Origin of the sequence: Delftia sp. UME58 (genome assembly GCF_014170385.1) — a bacterium.
GTDB lineage: Bacteria > Pseudomonadota > Gammaproteobacteria > Burkholderiales > Burkholderiaceae_C > Comamonas > Comamonas acidovorans.
The window spans coordinates 163108-184417 of sequence record NZ_LZZV01000096.1 but is presented as its reverse complement, the minus strand read 5'-3'; the positions used below and the strand labels follow the sequence as shown (position 1 = coordinate 184417).

Sequence of the window (21310 nt, the reverse complement as noted above, 5' to 3'; positions counted from 1 at the left end):
GCAATGGCCTGGAGCGGCCGCCCTTCCTTTCATTCCTCATTTCTGCACTGCCATGGACATCGTCGTCAACGAAGAACTCAAGGCCTACATCGACCCGCTGACCCCCGATGAACTCGACGCGCTGGAGCGCAGCATCGTGGCCGAAGGCTGCCGCGACGCGCTCGTGCTCTGGAACGACCTGCTCATCGACGGCCACAACCGCTACGCCATCTGCCAAAAGCACGGCCTGCCCTTCAACACCGTGCAGGCCACGCAGTTCAAGAACATGGACGACGTGCACCTGTGGATGATCGACCAGCACCTGGGCCGCCGCAGCGTGTCCGACTTCCAGCGCGGCGTGCTGGCGCTGCGCAAGCGCGAGATCATTGCCACGCGCCGCTCGGCCGCCGCCGCCGCCGTGATGGCCGCCAAGGCCGATGCGCCCCAGGCCGAGGGCGAAGCCCCCTGGGAGGGCGAGACCGACCCCGTGGTGGCCGCCGCCCTGGCCAGCGTGGCCAAGGTGCCCGACGAGGCGCTGGACACGCGCGAGGCCCTGGCCCGCGTGGCCCGCCTGTCCAGCAGCCAGGTCAAGCTGATCGAGACCATCCAGCAAAAGGCCGCCCCCGAAGTGGTGGCCGCCGTGCGCTCGGGCGACATCTCGCTGAGCACCGCCGCCGTGGTCGCCAGCCTGCCGGTGGACGAGCAGCAGGCCGTGGCTGCCGCAGGCGCCGACGAACTCAAGCAGGCGGCCAAGCGCGTGCGCGATGCCAAGAAAAAGCCCAAGGCCGCCAAGCCCGAAGCCGAAGCGGCCGACGGCGAAGGCGCGGCCGTGACCGCCTCGCCCGAGGAGCTGCAGCAGCGCGTGAACGAACTCGAAGCCGAGAACGAGCGCCTGCGCCAGCAGATCAAGGCACTGCAGGAACTGCTGGCCGAGCAAGGCTGAAGCGGCGCCCGCACCCAAGCACGCACGCCGCCATGACGCGCTACCAGGAGCTGGCCGACGATATCGAGGCATCCATCACCGCAGGCGTGCTGTGCGCCGGTGACAAGCTGCCCTCGGTGCGCCAGACCAGCGAGCGGCGCGGCGTCAGCGCCTCCACGGTGTTCCAGGCCTACTACCTGCTGGAGGCGCGCGGCCTGGTGCGCGCGCGCGAGCGCTCGGGCTACTTCGTCGCCCAGCGCCCGCACAGTGCGCCGCCCGAGCCCACCGAGCCGTCTTCGCCCGAGGGCGACAGCTTTGCCGTGGTCGATGTCAGCGAGCGCGTGTTCGAGGTACTGGAGTCGGCCATGGACCGCGAAGTGGTCCCGCTGGGCTCGGCCTTTCCCTCGCCGGGCCTGTTCCCGCTGCGCCGCCTGGGCCAGTGCCTGGCGCATGCCGCGCGCGAGGCCGACCCGCGCAGCGCCATCGACGACCTCACGCCCGGCAGCCTGGCGCTGCGCCGCCAGATCGCGCGCCGCTACCTGGCCGACGGCCTGGCGCTGACGCCGGCCGACCTGGTCATCACCAACGGCGCACTGGAGGCGCTGAACCTGAGCCTGGCCGCCGTCACGCGGCCCGGTGGCGCCGTGGTCATCGAGTCGCCCTGCTTCTATGGCGCGCTGCAGGCGCTGGAGCGCATGGGCCTGTCGGCCATCGAGGTGCCCACCCATCCGGGCGAGGGCATGGACCTTGCTGCGCTGGAGGCAGCACTGCAGCGCCACAGGCCCCAGGCCATCTGGCTGATGACCTGCTTTCAGAACCCGCTGGGCAGCCTCATGCCAGAGGCGCGCAAACGCGCGCTGGTGGAGCTGGTCACGCGCCACCGCGTGCCGCTGATCGAGGACGACGTGTACGGCGAGCTGTACTTCGGCGAGCGCCGCCCGCCGCCCGCCAAGACCTTCGACACCGAAGGCTGGGTGCTGCACTGCAGCTCGTTCTCCAAATGGCTGGCGCCGGGATGGCGCACGGGCTGGGCCGCGCCGGGGCGCTTCACGCGTGCCGTGGCACGGCAAAAACTCACCACCACGCTGGCCACCAATGCGCCCACCCAGCAGGCGCTGGCCGACTACCTGGAAGGCGGCGGCGCCGACCGCCACCTGCGCCGCCTGCGCCAGAGCCTGGCCCTGCAGCGGGACCACATGGCATCGGCCATTGCCCGCCACTTTCCACAAGGCACGCGGGCCACGCGGCCCGAGGGCGGCTATTTCATGTGGGTGCAACTGCCGCCGCACTGCGATGCGCTGACCCTGCACCGCGCGGCGCTGGCGCGCGGCATCAGCGTGGCGCCGGGGCCGATCTTCTCGGCCTCGCAAGCCTTCGGCCATTGCCTGCGGCTGAACTACGGCCACGACTGGAGCGACGAAACCGCGCAGGCCCTGGCCACGCTGGGCGAGCTGGCCTGCAACACGCCAGGGTAAGCGCCCGCTGCGCCTGCAGCACCTGCTGCGCTGTAGCGCCGGGGCAACGCAGCACGGCGTGCACGCTGTCAGCCTGGTGCAAGCTGGATGATTCTCATTTAGACTCACACCCCGAACCGGCATGGCCGCAACGCATGCTGACCGGTCTTTGTCTTCTGCCCTCCGCCCCGCACGTCGCCACGCGTCCCGCAGCCTGCCACCGACCCTTCAGCGCTGCCCAACTCCAGACGCAAGAAGGACGTTTTTCCATGGTTTCCCGCCACCACCGCGCCGCGCTCACGCGCTGCGCCGCTGCCGTCGCCACGGCCCTGCTGTCCCTGCAGGCTTGGGCACAGGCGCAATCGCCCACCGCAACGGCAAGCGCCACCGCCCCCGAGGCCGGCCTGTCCGCCATCACCGTCACGGGCAACTGGCTGGACAACCCCAGCGAGGAAAAGGTGCTGGACCATGCGGGCGCACGCACCATCGTCGAACGCACGCGCATCGAGGAAAGCGGCTCGACCAGCCTGCGCGACGTGCTGCGCCTGGTGCCCGGCGTACAGGTGCAGGACAGCAACGGCACGGGCGGCAGCGATGTGTCGCTGAACATCGGCGTGCGCGGCCTGACGGCGCGCCTGTCGCCGCGCTCCTATGTGCTGATGGACGGCGTGCCCGTCTCCTACGCGCCCTACGGCCAGCCCCAGCTGTCGCTGGCGCCCGTGTCGCTGGGCAACCTGGAGTCGGTGGACGTGATCCGCGGCGCGGGCTCGGTGCGCTACGGCCCCCAGAACGTGGGCGGCATCATCAACTTCGTCACGCGCGCCATTCCCAAGACCTTCGCGGCCGAGGCCTCGGTGGGCACCGAGATCTACAGCCACGGCGGCAATGCCAAGACCACGCCCAGCCTGTTCGTGGGCGGCACCAACGAATCCGGCCTGGGCCTGGCCCTGCTGTACTCGGGCACGCATGGCGACGGCTGGCGCGCAGGCAATGACAAGACCGACATCGACGACATCCTGCTCAAGGGCGCCTACCGCATCTCGGCCCGGGACGACATCGCCGTCTCGCTGCACCACTTCGAGGGCTCGGGCCGCATGCCCGGCGGCCTGACCACGGCGCAGTACGCGGCCGACCCGTTCCAGTCCACGCGCTCCTACGACAGCTTCGACGGCCGCCGCACCGATGCCTCGTTCAAGTACAACCACAAGGACGGGCGCAACAACTTCGAGGTGCTGGGCTACTACGTGGACTCGTTCCGCGGCAGCTACATCGAGCAGGACAACGCCAACCAGCGCCGCCTGACGGCCGCGCCGCGCAGCTACCACTATTTCGGCATCGAGCCGCGCTACTCGCGCCTGTTCGAGACCGGCTCCGTGGTGCAGGAAGTCAGCGTGGGCTACCGCTACCTCAAGGAAAGCAGTTCCGAGGTCGCGCTGCGCACGGCCTACTACAACCCCGCCACCATGGCCAACGCCATGGCCCTGCCGATCACGCCCTACCAGACCAGCCAGGGCGGCACCACGGCCCATGCCTTCTATATCGATGACCGCATCGACATCGGCAACTGGACCATCACGCCCGGCGTGCGCTACGAACGCATCAACTCCTTCAACAACGTCAGCAACCTGGGCGCCGATGGCAGCACCGTCACCAGCCAGCTGTTCCCCAAGGCCGATGCACGCGAGCTCCTGCCCACGCTGTCCGTGCTCTACCGCATGAATGCGCAGTGGTCGCTGTTCGCCAACGCGGGCAAGTCCTTCGGACCGCAGCAGTACGCGCAACTGGCACAGACCGAGCGCGGCCTGCATCCCGAATCGGCCAAGACCTATGAGGTGGGCACGCACTACAACAGCCCGGCGCTGAACGCCGAGCTGACGCTATTCAACATCGACTTCGACAAGGAACTGCTGCTGACCCGCGTGGGCGTGGACGGCATCTGGACCGACCTGGGCGCCACGCGCCACCGCGGCATCGAGTCCTCGCTGCGCTACGACCTGGGCCAGTGGAATGCCGCGCTCAAGGGGCTGACGGCGGGTGTGTCCTATACCTACACCGAGGCCGTCTCGCGCGCCGGCGATTTCGCGGGGCGCGACCTGCCGCTGTACTCGCGCCACACGGGCCAGCTGTGGGCGCGCTATGCGCTGGGGCAGTGGACGCTGAATGCGGACCTGGCCGCGCAATCGAAGCAGCGGTCGCCGGGGTCGGGCACGCAGTATGTGACGCAGGAAGATGCCGCAGGGCGGCTGGGCGATATTCCCGGATTCGCGACCGTGGGCCTGCGTGCGGGCTATGACTTTGGCAAGTCTCTGGGCAATCTGCGGGTGGCTGTGGGGGTCAAGAATCTGTTCGATCGCAGGTACTACACGCGGTCTACGGATAACAACGGAGGCAAGTATGTGGGGATGCCTCGGACGTTGTATGTGCAGGGGACGTTGCCGTTCTGAGGCTTTGGTTTACGTGGGTCTGTTTTTGACCCTGCCGGGTGGTATTTTTCTGAGGCCGGGTCTCGGCCCGGCGGCCGACTGCCCTTTCTTGATTCGCCAAGAAAGGTCAGATCAAAGAAGGCGACCCGAATGTCCGCGACCCTCCGCTTCGCTGCGGGCAACCTGCGTCGTGGCGGTTGCGGGGAGTTGACTCGGGCCTTCGCTTCGCTCGGCCCGCTGGTTTTGATCAGCCCTCTGCCGTGAATCCCACGCGCTTGACGATGGGGCCCCATTTGGCGAGTTCGGACTGCAGCAGCGCGGCCAGTTCGGCGGGGGTGGAGGATTGGGCGTCCAGGCCGAAGGTGGCCAGGCTGTCCACCACGTCGGGCGTGGCCAGCGCCTTGCGCATGTGGCCGTTCAGGCGCTTCACGGTCTCGGCGGGGGTCTTGGCGGGCACGAAGAAGGCGAACCATTCGCTGTGAGCCATGTCCTTGTAGCCCTGCTCCACCAGCGTGGGGACCTGGGATGCGAAGCGGCTGCGCTTGGCGCCGCTGACGCCCAGGATGCGCATCTTGCCGCCGGCCAGGTGCTGCAGCATGTCGCCCACGGGGCCGCAGACGGCGGAGACGTTGCCGCCCAGCATGTCCAGCAGCGCCGGCTGGGTGCCGCGGTAGCCGGCGTGCTTGAAGTCCACGCCCGCATGCTGGCCCAGCAGGGCGCCGATGAAGTGGGGCGTGGAGCCCGGCGCGGGCGAGCCGAAGTTGGCGCCTGCGGGGTTGGCCTTGGCCCAGGCGAAGAATTCGGGCACCGTGGTCACGCTGGCGGGCACGGCGGGGCCGACGGCAAAGCCGAAGTCGAAGATGCAGCCCACGGTGACCGGCGCCAGGTCGGCGATCGGGTCATAGGGCAGCTTCTTGTAGATGTGCGGGTAGATGGACAGCATGGACGTGGGCGTCTGCAGCAGGGTGGCGCCATCCGCGGGGCGGCCCTTGACGTAGCTGATGGCGATCTGCCCGCCCGCGCCGGTGCGGTTTTCCACCACCGAGGTCTTGGCATAGCCCGACAGCTTGGTGCCCACGCGGCGGCAGATGGCGTCCGAGGTGCCTCCGGCCGCGAAGCCGGTGATGATGTTCAGGGTCTCGATGGGGCCCTGGGCCTGCGCCCAGGCCTGCTGGCCCAGGCTGGCCAGCAGCGCACCCGCTCCAGCGGTGCCCAGCCATTGGCGGCGGTCGATGTTCATGCGTATGTCTCCGGTTGAAATTGAAACTCTGAAAAAAACTGTGGGGGAACAGCGGGGGAAATGCGTGCCGGCCCGGCGGCTTCAACTGTCGTCGCGCAGCCAGACCACCTGGCCCGAATGCGTGACCGCGCCCTGGTGGGCCGGGCGCACGGTGAGCGCGTATTTTTCCAGCACGCCGCCCAGCGGCCGGGCCTGGCGGCGCGCGGCGGCTGATTGTTCCAGACGTGCGGCCAGTTCGGCCTCGCCGATTTCCACCGTGATGCTGCGCGCATCGGCGCGGGCGTCGATGGCGATGAGGTCGCCGTCGCGCAGCGCGGCAATGGGGCCGTTGTCGGCAGCCTCGGGGCCTGCATAGCCGATGCACAGGCCGCGCGTGGCGCCAGAGAAGCGCCCATCGGTCAGCAGGGCCACCTTGTCGCCCATGCCCTGGCCATAGAGCAAGGCCGTGATGCCCAGCATCTCGCGCATGCCGGGGCTGCCGCGCGGGCCTTCGTTGCGGATGACGATGACATCGCCGGCCGCGTACTGCATGGCCTGCACGGCGGCCTGGGCCTGTTCCTCGGACTCGAAGACGCGCGCCGGGCCCCGGTGCGCCAGGGTCTTGAGGCCGGCGGTCTTGAGCAGCGCGCCATCGGGGCAGAGGTTGCCCTTGAGCACGGTCAGGCCACCGTCGCGCGTGATGGGGTTGCCGGGCGCGCGCACCACCTCGCCATCGGGCAGCGCGGCATCGGCCAGTTCTTCGGCCAGGGTGCGGCCCGTGAAGGTGAGCGCATCGCCGTGGACAAAGCCCTGCTCCATCAGCGTGCGCAGGATCACGCCTGCGCCGCCGATGTAGTACACGTCGCGCGCCAGGAAGCGCCCGCCGGGGCGCAGGTCGGCGATCAGCGGCGTGCGCGCGAAGATCTCGGCGACGTCGTCCAGGTGGAAGCGGATGCCGGCCTCATGCGCGATGGCCGGCAGGTGCAGGGCGGCATTGGTCGACCCGCCCGTGGCGCTGACCACGGCGCAGGCATTCTCCAGCGCCCGGCGCGTGATGATGTCGCGCGGCAGCGGGCCGCCGCCTTCGGCGCTGGCCCACACGGCCTGCATGAGCTGGCGCGCGGCGCGGCGCATCAGCGGTGCGCGCTCGCTGAACACGGCGGGCACCATGCTGGAGCCGATGGGCGCCAGCCCCAGCGCCTCGCTCACCATGCCCATGGTGTTGGCCGTGAACTGGCCAGCGCAGGCGCCGGCCGTGGGCAGGCACGCGCGGCTCATGGCCTCCAGGTCCTGCGCCGTGGCCGTGCCGGCCAGCACCTGGCCGATGGTCTCGTAGGTATCGACCACGTTCAGGTCGCGCCCGTGCACGCCGGGCGCCTGTCCCGGCAGGGCCGAGCCGCCATGCACGAAGACGCTGGGCACATTGCAGCGCACCATGCCCATCATCAGCCCCGGCAGGTTCTTGTCGCAGGCGCCGATGGCGAAGATGCCATCCCACTGGTGGCCGCGCACCGAAGCCTCCACGCTGTCGGCGATCAACTCGCGCGAGACCAGCGAAAACCGCATGCCCGAATGCGCCATGGTCAGCCCGTCGCTGACCGACACCACCGGGCATTCATGCGGCGTACCGCCCCCGGCGTAGATGCCGGTCTTGGCATGCTGGGCCTGGTCGCGCAGGTTGAGGTTGCAGGGGCTCATCTCCCCGCCCGTGTGGAACACGCCGATGTGCGGGCGCTCCATGTCCTCGTCGTCCTGGCCCAGGGCATGCAGGAAGCTGCGCGTGGTGGCACGGATGGTGCCGGAGCGGATCAGGGCGGAGCGAAAGGGCGTGGGCGTGGGCGTGGCCGCTGCCGGGCTGCTGCCGGTGGTGCTGGTTGTGGTGGTGGGGGCGGCCAGCGATGCGGAGGCGCTGGACTCGGAAAAGACGTTGTCGGGGGAGGCAGGTTTCTTGTTCATACGCGGGACGGAAAACAGCCGCCCACCATAGCGGGGTCTGCGGATTTCCCTATGAGCATTTACACCAGAGCGTGTCGCCCGGAAGTCGCCTGGGGGGCCGCCCTTCGGCGCCAGATGGACGGAAAAAAAGGCCCCGGAACAAACTTCCGGGGCCTCAAAACCGATGCCAGTCCACGCTGCAGCGGACCAGGCATCGTGCACAACAACTGCGCCGTACTCCTGAATCAATCCATCCAGCCGGCCCTTCAGCGCGGCACCAGGAATGTGCTGTGCGCCTGCTTGGAAAGCGCCGGGTCACCCACCGCCGTGGCCGTGATCTCCACGCCGTGCGAGCCAGGGCCGGCAGCGCCATAGGGAGCCTGCAGCCGTACGACCACCCAGCGGTCCTGGGCCGCGCCCACGTCCACCTCGGTCTCCGAAGCCACGCGCAGGCCCTCTATGCCCGAGGCCGACAGCACATAGCGCTGGTCCTGCTCCGTGGCATTGCCGATCTGCACGCGGTAGATGTTCTCGATCTGGCCGCCGGCCACGATGCGCGACAGCGTGCCCCGGTCGCGCACCACGTCCACCTTCAGCGGCGTGCGCAACGCCAGGCTGGCCACCATGGCCGTGGAGATGGCCACCAGCGCCGTGCCGTAGATGAGCACGCGCGGGCGGAAGATGCGGCGCACCAGCTCGCTCTGGCGCCAGCCCCGGGCCACGCCGTTCTGCGTGGACAGGCGGATCAGCCCGCGCGGGTAGTGCATGCGGTCCATGACGCTGTTGCAGGCGTCGATGCACAGGCCGCAGCCGATGCATTCGTACTGCAGGCCGTCGCGTATGTCGATGCCCACCGGGCAGACCTGCACGCACAGCGTGCAGTCGATGCAGTCGCCAAGCCCCTGGGCCCGGTAGTCCACCCCCTTGTGGCGCGGGCCGCGCGATTCGCCGCGTGCGGTGTCGTAGGTGACGACCAGGGTGTCCTTGTCGAACATGGCGCTCTGGAAGCGCGCATAGGGACACATGTGCTTGCAGACCTGCTCGCGCAGAAAGCCCGCGTTGCCGTAGGTGGCCAGCGCATAGAACAGCACCCAGAAGATCTGCCATGCGCCGGTCAGCGCCAGCACCTCGGGCAGCAGGCTGCGGATGGGCACGAAGTAGCCCACGAAGGTCAGGCCCGTCCACAGCGAGATCAGCAGCCACAGCGCATGCTTGCCGCCGCGCCGCGCGATCTTCTCCGCGCCCCAGCCGCTGCCGTCCAATCGCAGCCGCGCGCTGCGGTCGCCCTCCAGCCGGCGCTCCACCCACATGAACAGCTCGGTGTAGACCGTCTGCGGGCAGGAAAAGCCGCACCACAGCCGCCCGGCCACCGTGGTGAACAGGAACAGCGCCAGCGCCGAGACGATGAGCAGCACCGCCAGGTAGATGAAGTCCTGCGGATACAGCAGCCAGCCGAAGACGTAGAAGCGCCGCTGCTCCAGGTCGAACAGCAGGGCCTGCCGGCCATGGATCTGCAGCCAGGGAATGCCATAGAAGAACAGCTGCGTGAGCCAGACCATGGCCCAGCGCCAATGGGTGAAGCGCCCCGTGATGGAGCGCGGCTGGATCTTCCTGCGCGATTCGAACAGCGGGGAGTCCGCGCTGGCATCGGCGATGGGAATCACCTTGCGTGGCGCGGGCCGCGGCCGGGGGGCTGCGGCGGTTTCATCGGGAAGCGGTTTCGGTCGTTCTGACATGCGGGGCCTTCGCCCCGGCCGGTGCGCCCTTGATGCGGGCTTGTCATGAATTGCCGGGGACTGCCTGGACTATGCCCAGCGCCCTGCCCTGGCGGTAGCAGCAGATGCAGCGGATTCGACCGTATCAGATGGCGGGTCAGGCCTGCGGCGAGCGCAGCGCCGCAACGGCAAGCCGCAGCCCCCACAGCACCAGGCACAGACCCAGCAGCGCCGTCAGCGTGCCGATGCGCACATCGGCCTGGAGCACGCCCCAGCGGCTGAAGATCTCCGTCCAGTCATGGTCGCCGCCGCCCACCAGCGGCAGCACCCGGGCGCGCGCATCCTTCATGTAGTGGGCCACGTTCATGAGGCTCTCTCCCAGCCACATCAGCGCGGCAATCCAGCCCGTGCGCTGGCCCTGCCTGTGGAAATGGCGCATGAACAGGGCCGGGAACAGCAGCTGGAACAGCGTGCCGCCGTAGACCGAGAGATGCTGCGAGAACAGGGCCACCAGCGGATGCCCGGCCTCGTGCAGTGCCAGGTTGGCGTTGTCCAGCAGCAGCAGCCAGTGACCCTGGCTGATGAAGTGACCCCAGATGATCCAGGCGGCAAAGGCCGTCAGCGCGATGGCGGCAGGCCGCGTGACCGGCTGCCACTCGATCTGCCCGTCCAGCGCATCGCCGCGTTTCATCGAGCCTGCCTTGCAGGTTGTGGGTGCGGACGCAGATGCAGATGCAGATGCGGGTGCAGATGCGGGTGCGGGTGCGGGTGCGGGTGCGGGTGCGGGTGCGGGTGCGGGTGCGCACCGGCGCAAGGGGCAGGCAGGAAAGGCATGTCGGCAGGTTTGGGCTAGGCAGCAATGGCAGGAGGATGGCAGGACTCTGGCCGCGATCTTCCCACGGCTCCCCCGGCTCGCCGGAATGCCGTCCTGCGCCGCCATCCATGCACGCGGGGTTCTGGCACAGTCGGGCATCCGACTCTTCAAGCCAAGGAACGTCCGCACCATGAACCTGCGCCCCCTATTGCATGACCTTGTCCGCCAACATGGCCTGGACCGCAAGGCCGCCGTGCAGCTGTTTGCACTGGCGGGATTCGAGCAGGAACCGGCTGCGCTCAGAACCCGCCTGTGGCCCGTGGTGGCCTTGCTGGGCGCGGCACTGGGCGGGCTGGGCATCGTGCTGTGGATTGCCGCCAATTGGGAGAGCATGGGCCGCATGCAGCGCTTTGCCCTGCTGCAAGGCTTCGTGCTCGTGATGTGTCTTGGCGCGGCATGGCGCGCGGCGGCGCGCGTGCCGCTGTCGGTGCTGGCGCTGCTGGGCACGGGTGCGCTGTTCGCCTTTTTCGGGCAGACCTACCAGACGGGAGCGGACCCCTGGCAGCTGTTTGCGCTGTGGGCAGCGCTGACCCTGCCGCTGGCCCTGGCGGCGCGCAGCGATGGCGTCTGGGTGCCCTGGGTGGTGGTTGCCATGACGGGCATTGCGCTGTGGGCGCAGGCCCATACGCCGCAGTTCTGGGAGGTGGAGTCGCGCGACCTGGGCGTACATGCCGTGGCCCTGGGCGCCGCCCTTGCCGTCACCGCGGTCATGGCACCGGCCCTGCGGCGCTTCACGGGCGCGGGGCTGTGGGCCTTGCGCGGCGCGGGCGCGCTCGCGCTGGCGATGATCACCTCCACCGCCATCAGCGGGCTGTTCCACAGCACGGTGGCGCCGCAGTACCCGCTGGGGCTGGTGCTGCTGGCAGGCGCGGCGGCGCTGGCGGGCCTGCGCAGGCATTTCGATATCTTTTTGCTCAGCGGTGCGGCGCTGGGCCTGAACGTGCTGCTGGTGTGCGGCCTGGTCTACCTGCTGCTGGAGAAACTGGGGGCGGACTTCACGGGCATGCTGCTGCTCGTGGGCCTGGGCGCTGCGTGCCTGCTGGCGGCCACGGTCAGCCTGGTGCTTCGAATGTCACGCAACGCGGAAGGAGGCCTTCAATGAGCCACGAACACGACACCCTGCTGCGCCAGGCCGTGGACCAGGGCATCCTGCCGCCTGCCGCCTTGCAGGACCGCCGCCCTGCCGCCAACGACCGCCATTGGGCGGTGGTGCTGCTCACGGCGCTGGGCGCCTGGCTGGCCCTTCTCCCCTTGCTGATTCTGTTTGCGTTTGCCCTGTCCGACTGGATAGAGCGCGGCGCCGGCACCTATGTGATCGGCGCCATGATGCTGGCCGCAGCCGTGGCCGTGCTGCGCGCCGAGGAGCTGCCCGTCTTCCTGGAGCAGTTGGCCCTGCCTGCCATGCTGACCGGCGCCGGCCTGCTGGGCTTTGGCCTGGCGCGCGACCTGTCGGGGCAGGCTGCGGGCGCGATAGGCCTGGCCATTGCGCTGGCCTGCACGGCCGCCATTCCAAGGCCCTGGCTGCGCGTGCTGCTGGGCGCCGCCTGCGCGCTGCTGTTTTGCACCATGCTCTGGCCGGACGACGATCCATCCACCCTGTACGCAGGCCTGCCGACCTGGGTCATCGTGCATGCGGCGCTGCTGCTCTGGATGCTGCTGCTGGCAGCCCAGTGGCGCGCGCTGGGGCAGTCTGCGGCACAGACCCGCATGGCGGCGGCGCTGGAGCCCTTTGCCACGGGCTGGCTGCTGGCTGTGCTGGCTGGCCTGGCCTTTCTGTCCGGCAGGAGCTTCATGGTGGCCGGCGTGCTGGGCGGCGGCCTGGCGGGCGAGCTGGCGCAGGAAGCCGCCCCGAACATCTCCATGGGCGTTCTGACGCAGGCCGGCTCGGCCGTGCTGGCCCTGGCAGCCACCTGGTTCGCCCAGCGCGCATGGCCCACGCTGCGGCAGCCGCGCGCCGCCGTGGCTGCCGTGGTGCTGGCCGTGCTGAGTGCCTTCCTGCCCTGGCTGGGCGCCTGCCTGCTGGCGCTGGCGGTGACCGGCACCAGCGGCCGCTGGCGGCAGGCCGCAGCGGCCGCCCTGGCTGCGGCCTGGATCGTGGGCAGCTTCTACTACCAGCTGGCCTGGCCACTGGCCACCAAGGCCCTGGTGCTGGCCGGCTGCGGCGCCTTGCTGGGCCTGCTGTCCTGGGCAGGGCCGCGCGCGGCAGCCCTGCCAGGCAGCGCGGAGACCGCCGCCGCATCGGGCGCCGCGCCCCTGCAGCGCTGGGCGCCGTGGCTGGTGGTGCTGACGGCGGCCTGCACGCTGGCGGTGGCCAATATCGGCATTGCGCAGAAGGAACGCACCATCGCCCAGGGCCGCAAGGTGTTCGTGGAACTGGCGCCGGTGGACCCGCGCTCCCTGATGCAGGGCGACTACATGCGCCTGAACTTCCGCCTGCCTTCCGAGGACAGGGACGTGGAGAAAGAGAACCTGCGCGGCGGACGCCTCTACGCCATCGGCAAGCTCAATGAGCAGGGCGTGGTGCAGTGGCTGCGCACCGGCACGGCCAACGAGCCGCTGGCGCCCGGCGAGCAGCGCTTTGAACTCACCCCGCGCGGCGGCCGGTGGACACTGGTGACGGATGCCTGGTACTTCCGCGAAGGCGATGGCCAACGCTGGGAGCAGGCCCGCTACGGCGAGTTCCGCGTGGAGCCCGACGGGCGCGCGCTGCTGGTGGGCATGGCCGACGCGCAGCTGCGCCCCATCGTCCCCTGAGCGCACCACGCAACTCACTCGAAACTGTCGCCCTCGGCCAGCGGCGCATGCCGGTAGCTGGCCGGCGTGCGGCTGAGCTTGACGGGCGCGCCCAGGCCCCGGTAGCCGCCCTCCATCTCCACCACCATCTCGCGGTGCCGGGTATGCGGGTGGTCGAGCGCCGCATCCACGCCCAGCACGGGCGCGGCGGGCACGCCGATGGCCATCAGCGCATCGGCCAGGGCGGGACCATCGCTGGCCTGCAGGGCCTGCTCCAGCAGCGGCTTGAGCGCATCGCGGTGGTGCGAACGCTGGCCGGCCGTGGCAAAGCGTTCGTCGGCCACCAGTTGCGGGCATCCCAGGTGCTCGCACAGCAGGCGGAACTGGCGGTCGTTGCCCACGGCCAGGAAGACCGGCGTGGTGCCCGTGGCAAAGCTGTCGTAGGGATAGATGTTGGGATGGGCATTGCCCGAGCGCCCTGGCGTCCTGCCGCTCATGAACCAGTTGCCCGCATGCGGGTGCAGCAGCGAGATGCCGCTGTCGTACAGCGAGACATCCACCAGCTGGCCCAGGCCGCTGCGCTGGCGCTCCTGCAGCGCCAGCAGCACGCCGATGACGCCGTTCATGCCCGTGACCATGTCCACCACGGGCAGGCCCACGCGCAGCGGATCGCCGCCGGCCTCGCCGTTGACGCTCATCAGCCCCGTCATGGCCTGGATGGCCGCGTCATAGCCGGGCCAGGCGCCCAGCGGGCCATCGGCGCCGAAGCCGCTGACGCGGCACCAGATGAGGCGCGGAAAGCGCTCGCGCACCTGCTCCCAGCCAATGCCCCATTTCTCCATGGTGCCGATCTTGAAGTTCTCCACCACCACGTCGGCCTGCTCCATCAGCGCCAGCACGGCTTGCTGGCCTTCGGCCTGGGACAGGTCCAGGAACTGCAGCCGCTTGTTGCGGTTCAGGCCGCGGTAGTAGGAAGAGACACCGTCCTGGAACGGCGGCCCCCAGGCGCGCGTGTCGTCGCCCTGCGGCGGCTCCACCTTGAGCACGTCGGCGCCGTGGTCGCCCAGGATCTGGCCGCACAGCGGGCCGCCAAGAATGCGGGAGAGGTCGAGGACACGGATGCCCTGGAGGGCACCCATGCTATGGGAAGTGGTCATCGATGTGCTTTCCTCAATCCAGTTTGGCGCCGGAGGCATCGACCACGGCCTTCCACTTGGTCACTTCCTGCGCGATGAAGGTCGACAGCCCCGCAGGCGAAAGATCGGAAGCCGGCTCCAGCCCCTGGTCGGCAAAGGTCTTGCGGATGCGCTCGCTGCCCAGGGCCTTGCGGAAGGCCGCGTTCAGCGTCTCGATGCGGTCGGCCGGCGTGCCGGCCGGTGCCACCACGCCGAAGAACACGCTCACGTCATAGCCGGGCAGGCCCTGCTCGGCGATGGTGGGGATGTCGGGCATGGCCTGGGAGCGTTTTTCCGTGGCCACGCCGATGGCCTTGAACTTGCCGGCCTTGATGTAGGGCATGGCCGTCAGGATGTCGGTGAAGGTCATGTTCACCTGCCCCGCCAGCAGGTCGTTGAGCGCCGGGCCCGTGCCCTTGTACGGGATGTGCTGCAGCGAGGTGCCGGCCATCTTGTTGAACAGCACGCCGGCCAGGTGCGAGGAGGCACCGTTGCCCGAGGACGCATAGTCCAGGCTGCCCGGCTTGGCCTTGTCCTGCGCAATCAGCTCCTGCACGGTGGTGGCCTTGGTCGCCGGGTTGACCACCAGCACATTGGGCAGGTGGCCCACGCGGATGATGGGCGCGAAGCTGGTCTGCGGGTCGTAGTTGATCTTGCGGTACAGGTGCTTGTTGATGGCCAGCGGCCCCGAGGTGCCGAACATGATGGTGTAGCCGTCGGGCCTGGCGCGGGCCACGAAGTCGGCGCCGATGTTGCCGCCCGCACCGGCCTTGTTCTCCACGATCACGCTCTGGCCCAGCGTCTCGGTCAGCGATATCGCCAGCGTGCGGGCCATGGCGTCCGTGGGCCCGCCGGGCGGGAAGGGAACGACGAAGCTGATGGGCCGCTCGGGAAAGCGCTCGGCCAGTGCGGCGGCCGGCAGCGCGGCGGTGGCGGCGAGCGCACAGGCCCACAGGAATCGGCGTTTCTGGAAGGACGGCTTAGGGTCAGTGCAAGGCATGGTGTTTGTCTCCGGTACTTGTGCGTTCATCCCTGTGGACGGGATGTGTGTTCTGGATCGGTGCGGTCGATGGGCTCAGCGTGTCCAGCCTTCGGGCAGGTCGCCTGCCGCCAGCGGGTCGCGCGGCAGCACGCGGTGCAGCAGCACCAGCTGGGCCCAGCGCATGCGTTCGGCACTGCGTGTGCAAGAGGCCTCCCAGGCCATGGCCGTGGCCGTGAAGCAGTGGTACAGGCCCGAGGCGGCAGCGCGCGCCAGGCGGTCACCGCCCTCCTCGGCCGCGCGCAGGGCCAGGGCCGCAGCCTTGTCCATGCTGGCCGACAGCGCGGCCTTGAAGTCCGTGGCCGCCTCGGTCTGGGCCAGCAGCTGGGCCGCGTGGTCGCGCAGCACGGGCAGCGAGCCTTCGCGCTTGATGGCGCGGATCACGTCCAGCGCCACGATGTTGCTGGTGCCTTCCCAGATCGATCCCAGGTGGGAGTCGCGCACCAGGCGCGGATCGCTCCACTCCTCGATGTAGCCGCATCCGCCGCGCACTTCCATGGCGTCGCCCGTGACCTTGCGCGCGTCGCGGCAGGCGCGGAACTTGATCATGGGCGTGAGGATGCGCAGCAGCGCGTAGGCGCCGTCTTCGCCTGCGTCCGAACGCTGCAGCGCCTGGGCCGTCTGCAGCACCATGGTGCGGGCCTGCTCGGAGTAGATGCGCAGCTTGTCGAGCTGGCGCTGCATCAGCGGCATGTCCTGCAGGGCCTTGCCGAAGGCGCGGCGCTCGCGCGCCACGTACTCGGCCTCGGCCACGGCGCGGCGCATCAGGCCGGCCGAGCGCACGCCGTTGGACAGGCGCGAGTTGTTCACCATGTCGGCCATCTGCACGAAGCCCCGGCCCTGCTCGCCCACCAGGTAGGCGACGGCGCCGTCGAGCACGATCTCGCCGCTGGCCATGGAACGCGTGCCCAGCTTGTGCTTGAGGCGCACGATGCGGTAGTGGTTGGCCGAGCCGTCATCGAGCCGGCGCGGCAGCAGGAACAGCGAGATGCCCTTCATGCCCGCCGGCGCGCCTTCCACGCGCGCCAGCACCATGGCGAAGTCGGCATCGGGGTTGGAGCAGAACCACTTGTCGCCCGACAGGCGCCAGCTGCCGTCGGCGGCCGGGCGGGCCAGCGTCTGGGTGTTGGAGATGTCCGAGCCGGCCGCCTGCTCGGTCATGAACATGGCGCCCTGGGCCTGGTCCTCGAAGCGCAGCTGCGTCATGCGCGGCCAGTACTTTTCGACCAGGGCCGGCTCGCCGTACTTGCGCAGCGTGCGCGCCAGCGAGTCCGTCATGGACAGCGGGCAGCACAGGCCGAACTCGGCCTGCACGAACAGATAGGTCAGCGCGTACTTGGCCAGCGGCGGCAGCTTGCCATCCCAGCCCAGCACGCCCGTGCGGTGCGACATGACGGCCAGGCCGAACTCGCCATAGGCCACGCGCTCCATCTCCACATAGGCCGGATGCTTGACGATGCGCTGCGCATCGCGCCCCGTGCGGTCGCGGTGCTCCAGCTCGGGCGGGTTGCGGTCGGCGGTCAGCGCCCATTCATCGATCTCGCGGCCGGCCAGCGCGCCCATGCGCTCCAGATGGGGCTGCAGGTGCGCGTTCACCTCGGGCGGCAGGTACAGCGCCAGCAGCGGCTGCAACTGCGAATCGGTGGTGTACAGGTTGCTGCCGTGGCGGTCGGGCACGGCCTGGAAAGCCTGGGCGGGGGAAGACTGCATGGCGGCCAGCGCCTGCGGTTCGGGGTTCATGGTCTGTCTCCTGTGCGGGAACCGGGCCCGGGCGCATGGGCTCCGGGTCTTGGGGATGCCCCCATTCTTGGAAACAGTCCTATTCGAGTCAAATATCGATAACGTATTGATCAATAGTCAAACCGGATAGAACACCATGGAGCTGAGACAACTGAGGTACTTTCTGGTGCTGGCCGAGGAGCTGCACTTCAGCCGCGCAGCCCAGCGCCTGTCCATCTCCCAGCCGCCGCTGAGCGTGGCCATCCGCCAGCTGGAGGAAGAGTTGGGCGCCCAGCTGTTCGAGCGCACCAGCAAGGAGGTGCGGCTCACGGCCGCCGGCAAGCACCTGCGCGTGCAGGCCCAGGACATCATGGAACAGGCCCAGCGCGTGCGCCAGGACATGCGCGCCATCGCCGACGGTGTGCAGGGCCGCATCCGGCTGGGCTTTGTGGGTTCGGCCATCTACCGCGGGCTGCCCGAGGCGCTGGAGAGCTTTCGCACCCGGCACCCGCTGGTGCGCATCGACATGCTGGAGCTCAACAGCGCAGAGCAGATCGCCTCCCTGCAGCAGGAGCGGCTGGACCTGGGCCTGCTGCACGCCACGCGCCCCGCGCCCGGCCTGCAATCACACACCCTGGTGAGCGAGCCGTTCATGGCCTGCCTGCCGGACAGCCACGCGCTGGCCGGACTGCGCAAGCTGCAGGTGCGCCAGCTGGCGGGCGAGCGCATGGTGCTGTTCTCGCGCCAGGTCTCGCCCGACTACCACCAGCAGATCTGGCAGATATGCCAGAGCGAGGGCTTCACGCCCGACCTGCACCACGAGGTGCGGCACTGGCTGTCGGTGCTGTCCCTGGTTTCGCTGCGTCAGGGCGTGTCCCTGGTACCGGCCTGCCTGCAGCGCGTGGGCTTTCCGGGGCTGGCCTTCGTGCCCATCCAGGGCCGCCACGCGCAGTCGCAGATGCAGGCCATGTGGCACCCGGGCCATGTGCAGCCCCTGGTCGAATCGCTGCTGGCCCACCTGCGCGACAGCGTGGGCAGGCTGGGGCAGCAGCCATAAACGCCACCCCCTTGCTCAGTTCACTATGTCCAAAACTGGCGTGGCCCAAAAGCGAGGGACACCGAGCAAGAGCCGCCCCGCCGCCAGGGTGTCGTCCCCCTTCCAGGGGGAAGCCGCATAGCGGCTCAGGGGGTTTCCAACTTCATTCCAGGAGCTGCCTGAGAACGTACGGCAGGATGCCGCCGTGCCGGTAGTAGTCCACCTCGATGGGCGTATCGATGCGCAGCTTGACCACCACGGTCTGCTTGCTGCCATCGGCACGCGTGATCACCAGTTGGGCCTCGCTTTGCGGCGCCAGGTCGGCGGCGGGAATCACTTCCACGAACTCCTCGCCCGTCAGGCCCAGGGTCTGCCAGCTGTCCGTACCCAGGAACTGCAGCGGCAGCACGCCCATGCCCACCAGGTTGGAACGGTGGATGCGCTCGAAGCTGCGCGCCACCACGGCCTTGATGCCCAGCAGCTGCGTGCCCTTGGCGGCCCAGTCGCGGCTCGATCCCGTGCCGTATTCCTCGCCTGCGAAGATCACGGTGGCGCGGCCCTCGGCCTGGTACTTCATGGCTGCGTCGTAGATGGGCATCTTGGTGACCTGGCCCGTGCCGTCGCGGTACAGCGTCAGGCCGCCCTCCTCGCGCGAGCCATCGGCCTGCGCCGGAATCATCAGGTTCTTGATGCGCACGTTGGCAAAGGTGCCGCGCATCATCACCTCATGGTTGCCGCGCCGCGAGCCGTAGCTGTTGAAGTCGGCCTTTTGCACGCCGTGGGCCAGCAGCCACTGGCCTGCGGGCGAGCTTTCCTTGATGGAGCCGGCCGGCGAGATGTGGTCGGTGGTGATGGAGTCGCCGAACAGCGCCATCACGCGCGCGCCGTGCACCACGTAGGGGTTGGAGCCTTCGGCACCGGCTGCAGGCGCGTCGAGCTGGAGACGGAAATCATCGAAGAACGGCGGCTCGGCAATGTAGGTGCTCTCGGGCCAGGTATAGGTGGCGCCCGTCACGCCGTGGATCTTTTCCCAGAGCTTGCCGGGCTCGGAACGCACCTTCTCGTAGTTCTCGCGGAAGGCCTTGCCGTTCATGGCGTACTTCATCAGCGCATGGATCTCTTCGCTGGTCGGCCAGATGTCGCCCAGGTAGATGTCACGGCCGTTCTTGCCCTGGCCCACGGGCTCGGTCATCAGGTCGCGGCGCACCGTGCCGGCAATGGCATAGGCCACGACCAGGGGCGGGCTGGCCAGGAAATTGGCCTTGATGTTGGGGTGGATGCGCGCCTCGAAGTTGCGGTTGCCCGACAGCACGGCCGCGCAGACCAGGTCGTTGCTGGTGATGGCCTCGTTGAGCTCCGGCGTGAGGTCGCCCGCGTTGCCGATGCAGGTGGTGCAGCCGTAGCCGGCCAGCGCAAATCCCAGCTTTTCCAGGTAGGGCAGCAGGCCGGCTTCGGTCAAATACTCGGTCACCACGCGCGAGCCCGGCGCCAGAGAGGTCTTGATGTGCGGCTGCACCGTGAGCCCGGCCTTCACCGCCTTCTTGGCCAGCAGGCCGGCGGCCAGCATCACGCTGGGGTTGGAGGTGTTGGTGCAGCTGGTGATGGCGGCGATCAGGACGTCCCCGTTGGCGATGCTCAGGCGCTTGGGCGGCGTGGGCACCTCGACCGGCGCCTCGCTGTGGGCGGCCTCCAGCTTGGGCTTGTTGGCCTCCATCTCGGCCAGCGAGCGCTGCGCGCCGGGCGGATGGGCCGGCGTCTCGGGCGCCACCTCGCCCTCGCCGCCACCGCCTACGCGAAAGCTCCGGCCCAGCCGTTCGATAGGCTGGTTGAACCCGTTGTGCGCCGCAGGGGCACTGAACAGCTCATCGAACTTGGACGACACATTGCCCAGCTCGATGCGGTCCTGCGGGCGCTTGGGTCCGGCCAGGCTGGGCGCCACCGTGCCCAGGTCCAGGCGCACCACATGCGAGTAGTCGATCTCGCCGGCGGCCGGCACGCCGAACAGTTCCTGTGCGCGGAAATAGCCCTCGAAGGCCTCGATCTCGGCCTTGCTGCGGCCCGTGCCCCTGAAGTAGTCGATGGTCTTTTCATCGACAGGGAAAAAGCCCATGGTGGCGCCGTACTCGGGCGCCATGTTGCCGATGGTGGCGCGGTCGGGCAGCGCCAGGGTGCGCGTGCCTTCGCCGAAGAACTCCACGAACTTGCCCACCACCTTCTCGCGGCGCAGGATCTCGGTCACCGACAGCACCAGGTCGGTGGCCGTCACGCCCTCGCGCAGCTGGCCCGACAGCTCGAAGCCCACCACATCGGGCGTGAGGAAGTACACGGGCTGGCCCAGCATGGCGGCCTCGGCCTCGATGCCGCCCACGCCCCAGCCCACCACGCCGATGCCGTTGATCATGGTCGTGTGGCTGTCCGTGCCCACCAGGGTGTCGGGGTAGTGCACGCCGTCCTTGGTCTTGTGCACGCCGCGCGCCAGGTACTCCAGGTTCACCTGGTGGACGATGCCGAAGCCCGGAGGCACCACGCCGAAGGTGTCGAAGGCCTGCATGCCCCACTTCATGAACTGGTAGCGCTCCTTGTTGCGCTGGAACTCCAGCTTCATGTTCAGGTCCAGCGCCTTCTTGGTGCCGAAGTAGTCCACCATGATGGAGTGGTCCACCACCAGGTCCACGGGCACCAGCGGCTCGATGGACTTGGGCTTCTTGCCCAGCCTGGCGGCCGTGCTGCGCATGGCGGCCAGGTCGGCCAGCAGGGGCACGCCCGTGAAATCCTGCAGCACCACGCGCGATACCACGAAGGGGATCTCGTCCACGCGCTCGGCCTGGGGCTTCCAGTTCGCCAGTTGCTCCACATGCTCGCGCGTCACCTTGTTGCCATCGCAGTTGCGCAGCACGGACTCCAGCACGATGCGCAGCGACACGGGCAATCGCCGGATTTGCGGATACTGCCTTGCCAGTTCAGGCAGGGAGAAGAACTTGCCCTTCTTGCCCCCCGCCGCAGCAAAGGACTTGAGGGTGTTTTCATATTCGTGGCGCATCGTGAGACTCCTGGATGAAACTCTGGGAAGGCACATGCACGCCGCCT

At 69.0% G+C, this 21310-nt stretch carries 14 protein-coding genes; 6 read left to right on the top strand and 8 right to left on the bottom strand.

What is annotated here, in order from left to right; genetic code table 11:
- Positions 1–52: 52 nt before the first annotated feature.
- From A9976_RS23880 to A9976_RS23870, 3 genes are all read left to right on the top strand, one after another.
- Positions 53–922: a hypothetical protein gene (locus tag A9976_RS23880; RefSeq protein WP_012204374.1), complete on the top strand. Its 870-nt coding sequence runs from the start codon at positions 53–55 to the stop codon at positions 920–922.
- A gap of 32 nt (positions 923–954) precedes the next feature.
- Positions 955–2376, top strand: a complete 1422-nt coding sequence (locus A9976_RS23875; protein WP_183021050.1) for a PLP-dependent aminotransferase family protein — start codon at positions 955–957, stop codon at positions 2374–2376.
- Positions 2377–2624: 248 nt separating this feature from the next.
- A complete protein-coding gene (locus A9976_RS23870) occupies positions 2625–4799 on the top strand; it encodes a TonB-dependent siderophore receptor (RefSeq protein ID WP_183021049.1) in 2175 nt (724 codons plus the stop codon).
- A gap of 226 nt (positions 4800–5025) precedes the next feature.
- Here A9976_RS23870 and A9976_RS23865 read toward each other — a convergent pair whose 3' ends face one another.
- From A9976_RS23865 to A9976_RS23850, 4 genes are all read right to left on the bottom strand, one after another.
- Complete coding sequence (locus A9976_RS23865; protein WP_183021048.1) at positions 5026–6018, bottom strand: Bug family tripartite tricarboxylate transporter substrate binding protein; 993 nt, start codon at positions 6016–6018, stop codon at positions 5026–5028.
- Between the two features lie 81 nt (positions 6019–6099).
- Positions 6100–7953, bottom strand: a complete 1854-nt coding sequence (locus A9976_RS23860; protein WP_183021047.1) for a dihydroxy-acid dehydratase — start codon at positions 7951–7953, stop codon at positions 6100–6102.
- A 245-nt stretch (positions 7954–8198) separates the two neighbouring features.
- Positions 8199–9668 (bottom strand): cytochrome c oxidase accessory protein CcoG, encoded by a 1470-nt coding sequence (gene ccoG / locus A9976_RS23855; RefSeq protein WP_013803420.1) that lies wholly within the window; start codon positions 9666–9668, stop codon positions 8199–8201.
- Between the two features lie 136 nt (positions 9669–9804).
- Positions 9805–10338, bottom strand: a complete 534-nt coding sequence (locus A9976_RS23850; protein WP_183021046.1) for a hypothetical protein — start codon at positions 10336–10338, stop codon at positions 9805–9807.
- A gap of 313 nt (positions 10339–10651) precedes the next feature.
- Here A9976_RS23850 and A9976_RS23845 point away from each other — a divergent pair, with 313 nt between their 5' ends.
- Positions 10652–11623 (top strand): DUF2157 domain-containing protein, encoded by a 972-nt coding sequence (locus A9976_RS23845; RefSeq protein ID WP_034398293.1) that lies wholly within the window; start codon positions 10652–10654, stop codon positions 11621–11623.
- Positions 11620–13275, top strand: coding sequence for a GDYXXLXY domain-containing protein (locus A9976_RS23840; RefSeq protein ID WP_183021045.1), 1656 nt, complete (start codon positions 11620–11622; stop codon positions 13273–13275). Before A9976_RS23845 ends, A9976_RS23840 begins: the two co-directional genes overlap by 4 nt.
- Positions 13276–13289: 14 nt before the next feature.
- Here the strand turns inward: A9976_RS23840 and A9976_RS23835 are convergent, their stop codons facing one another.
- The 3 genes from A9976_RS23835 to A9976_RS23825 all read right to left on the bottom strand — a co-directional run bounded on the left by A9976_RS23835 (position 13290) and on the right by A9976_RS23825 (position 17208).
- A complete protein-coding gene (locus A9976_RS23835; protein ID WP_183021044.1) occupies positions 13290–14411 on the bottom strand; it encodes a CaiB/BaiF CoA-transferase family protein in 1122 nt (373 codons plus the stop codon).
- A 13-nt stretch (positions 14412–14424) separates the two neighbouring features.
- Positions 14425–15429, bottom strand: a complete 1005-nt coding sequence (locus A9976_RS23830) for a tripartite tricarboxylate transporter substrate binding protein (RefSeq protein ID WP_047218602.1) — start codon at positions 15427–15429, stop codon at positions 14425–14427.
- A 75-nt stretch (positions 15430–15504) separates the two neighbouring features.
- Complete coding sequence (locus A9976_RS23825) at positions 15505–17208, bottom strand: acyl-CoA dehydrogenase family protein (RefSeq protein WP_183021043.1); 1704 nt, start codon at positions 17206–17208, stop codon at positions 15505–15507.
- Between the two features lie 136 nt (positions 17209–17344).
- Between A9976_RS23825 and A9976_RS23820 the strand changes: the two genes are divergently transcribed.
- Complete coding sequence (locus A9976_RS23820) at positions 17345–18244, top strand: LysR family transcriptional regulator (protein ID WP_183021042.1); 900 nt, start codon at positions 17345–17347, stop codon at positions 18242–18244.
- A 142-nt stretch (positions 18245–18386) separates the two neighbouring features.
- Here A9976_RS23820 and A9976_RS23815 read toward each other — a convergent pair whose 3' ends face one another.
- A complete protein-coding gene (locus tag A9976_RS23815; protein WP_183021041.1) occupies positions 18387–21263 on the bottom strand; it encodes an aconitate hydratase in 2877 nt (958 codons plus the stop codon).
- Positions 21264–21310: the final 47 nt, after the last annotated feature.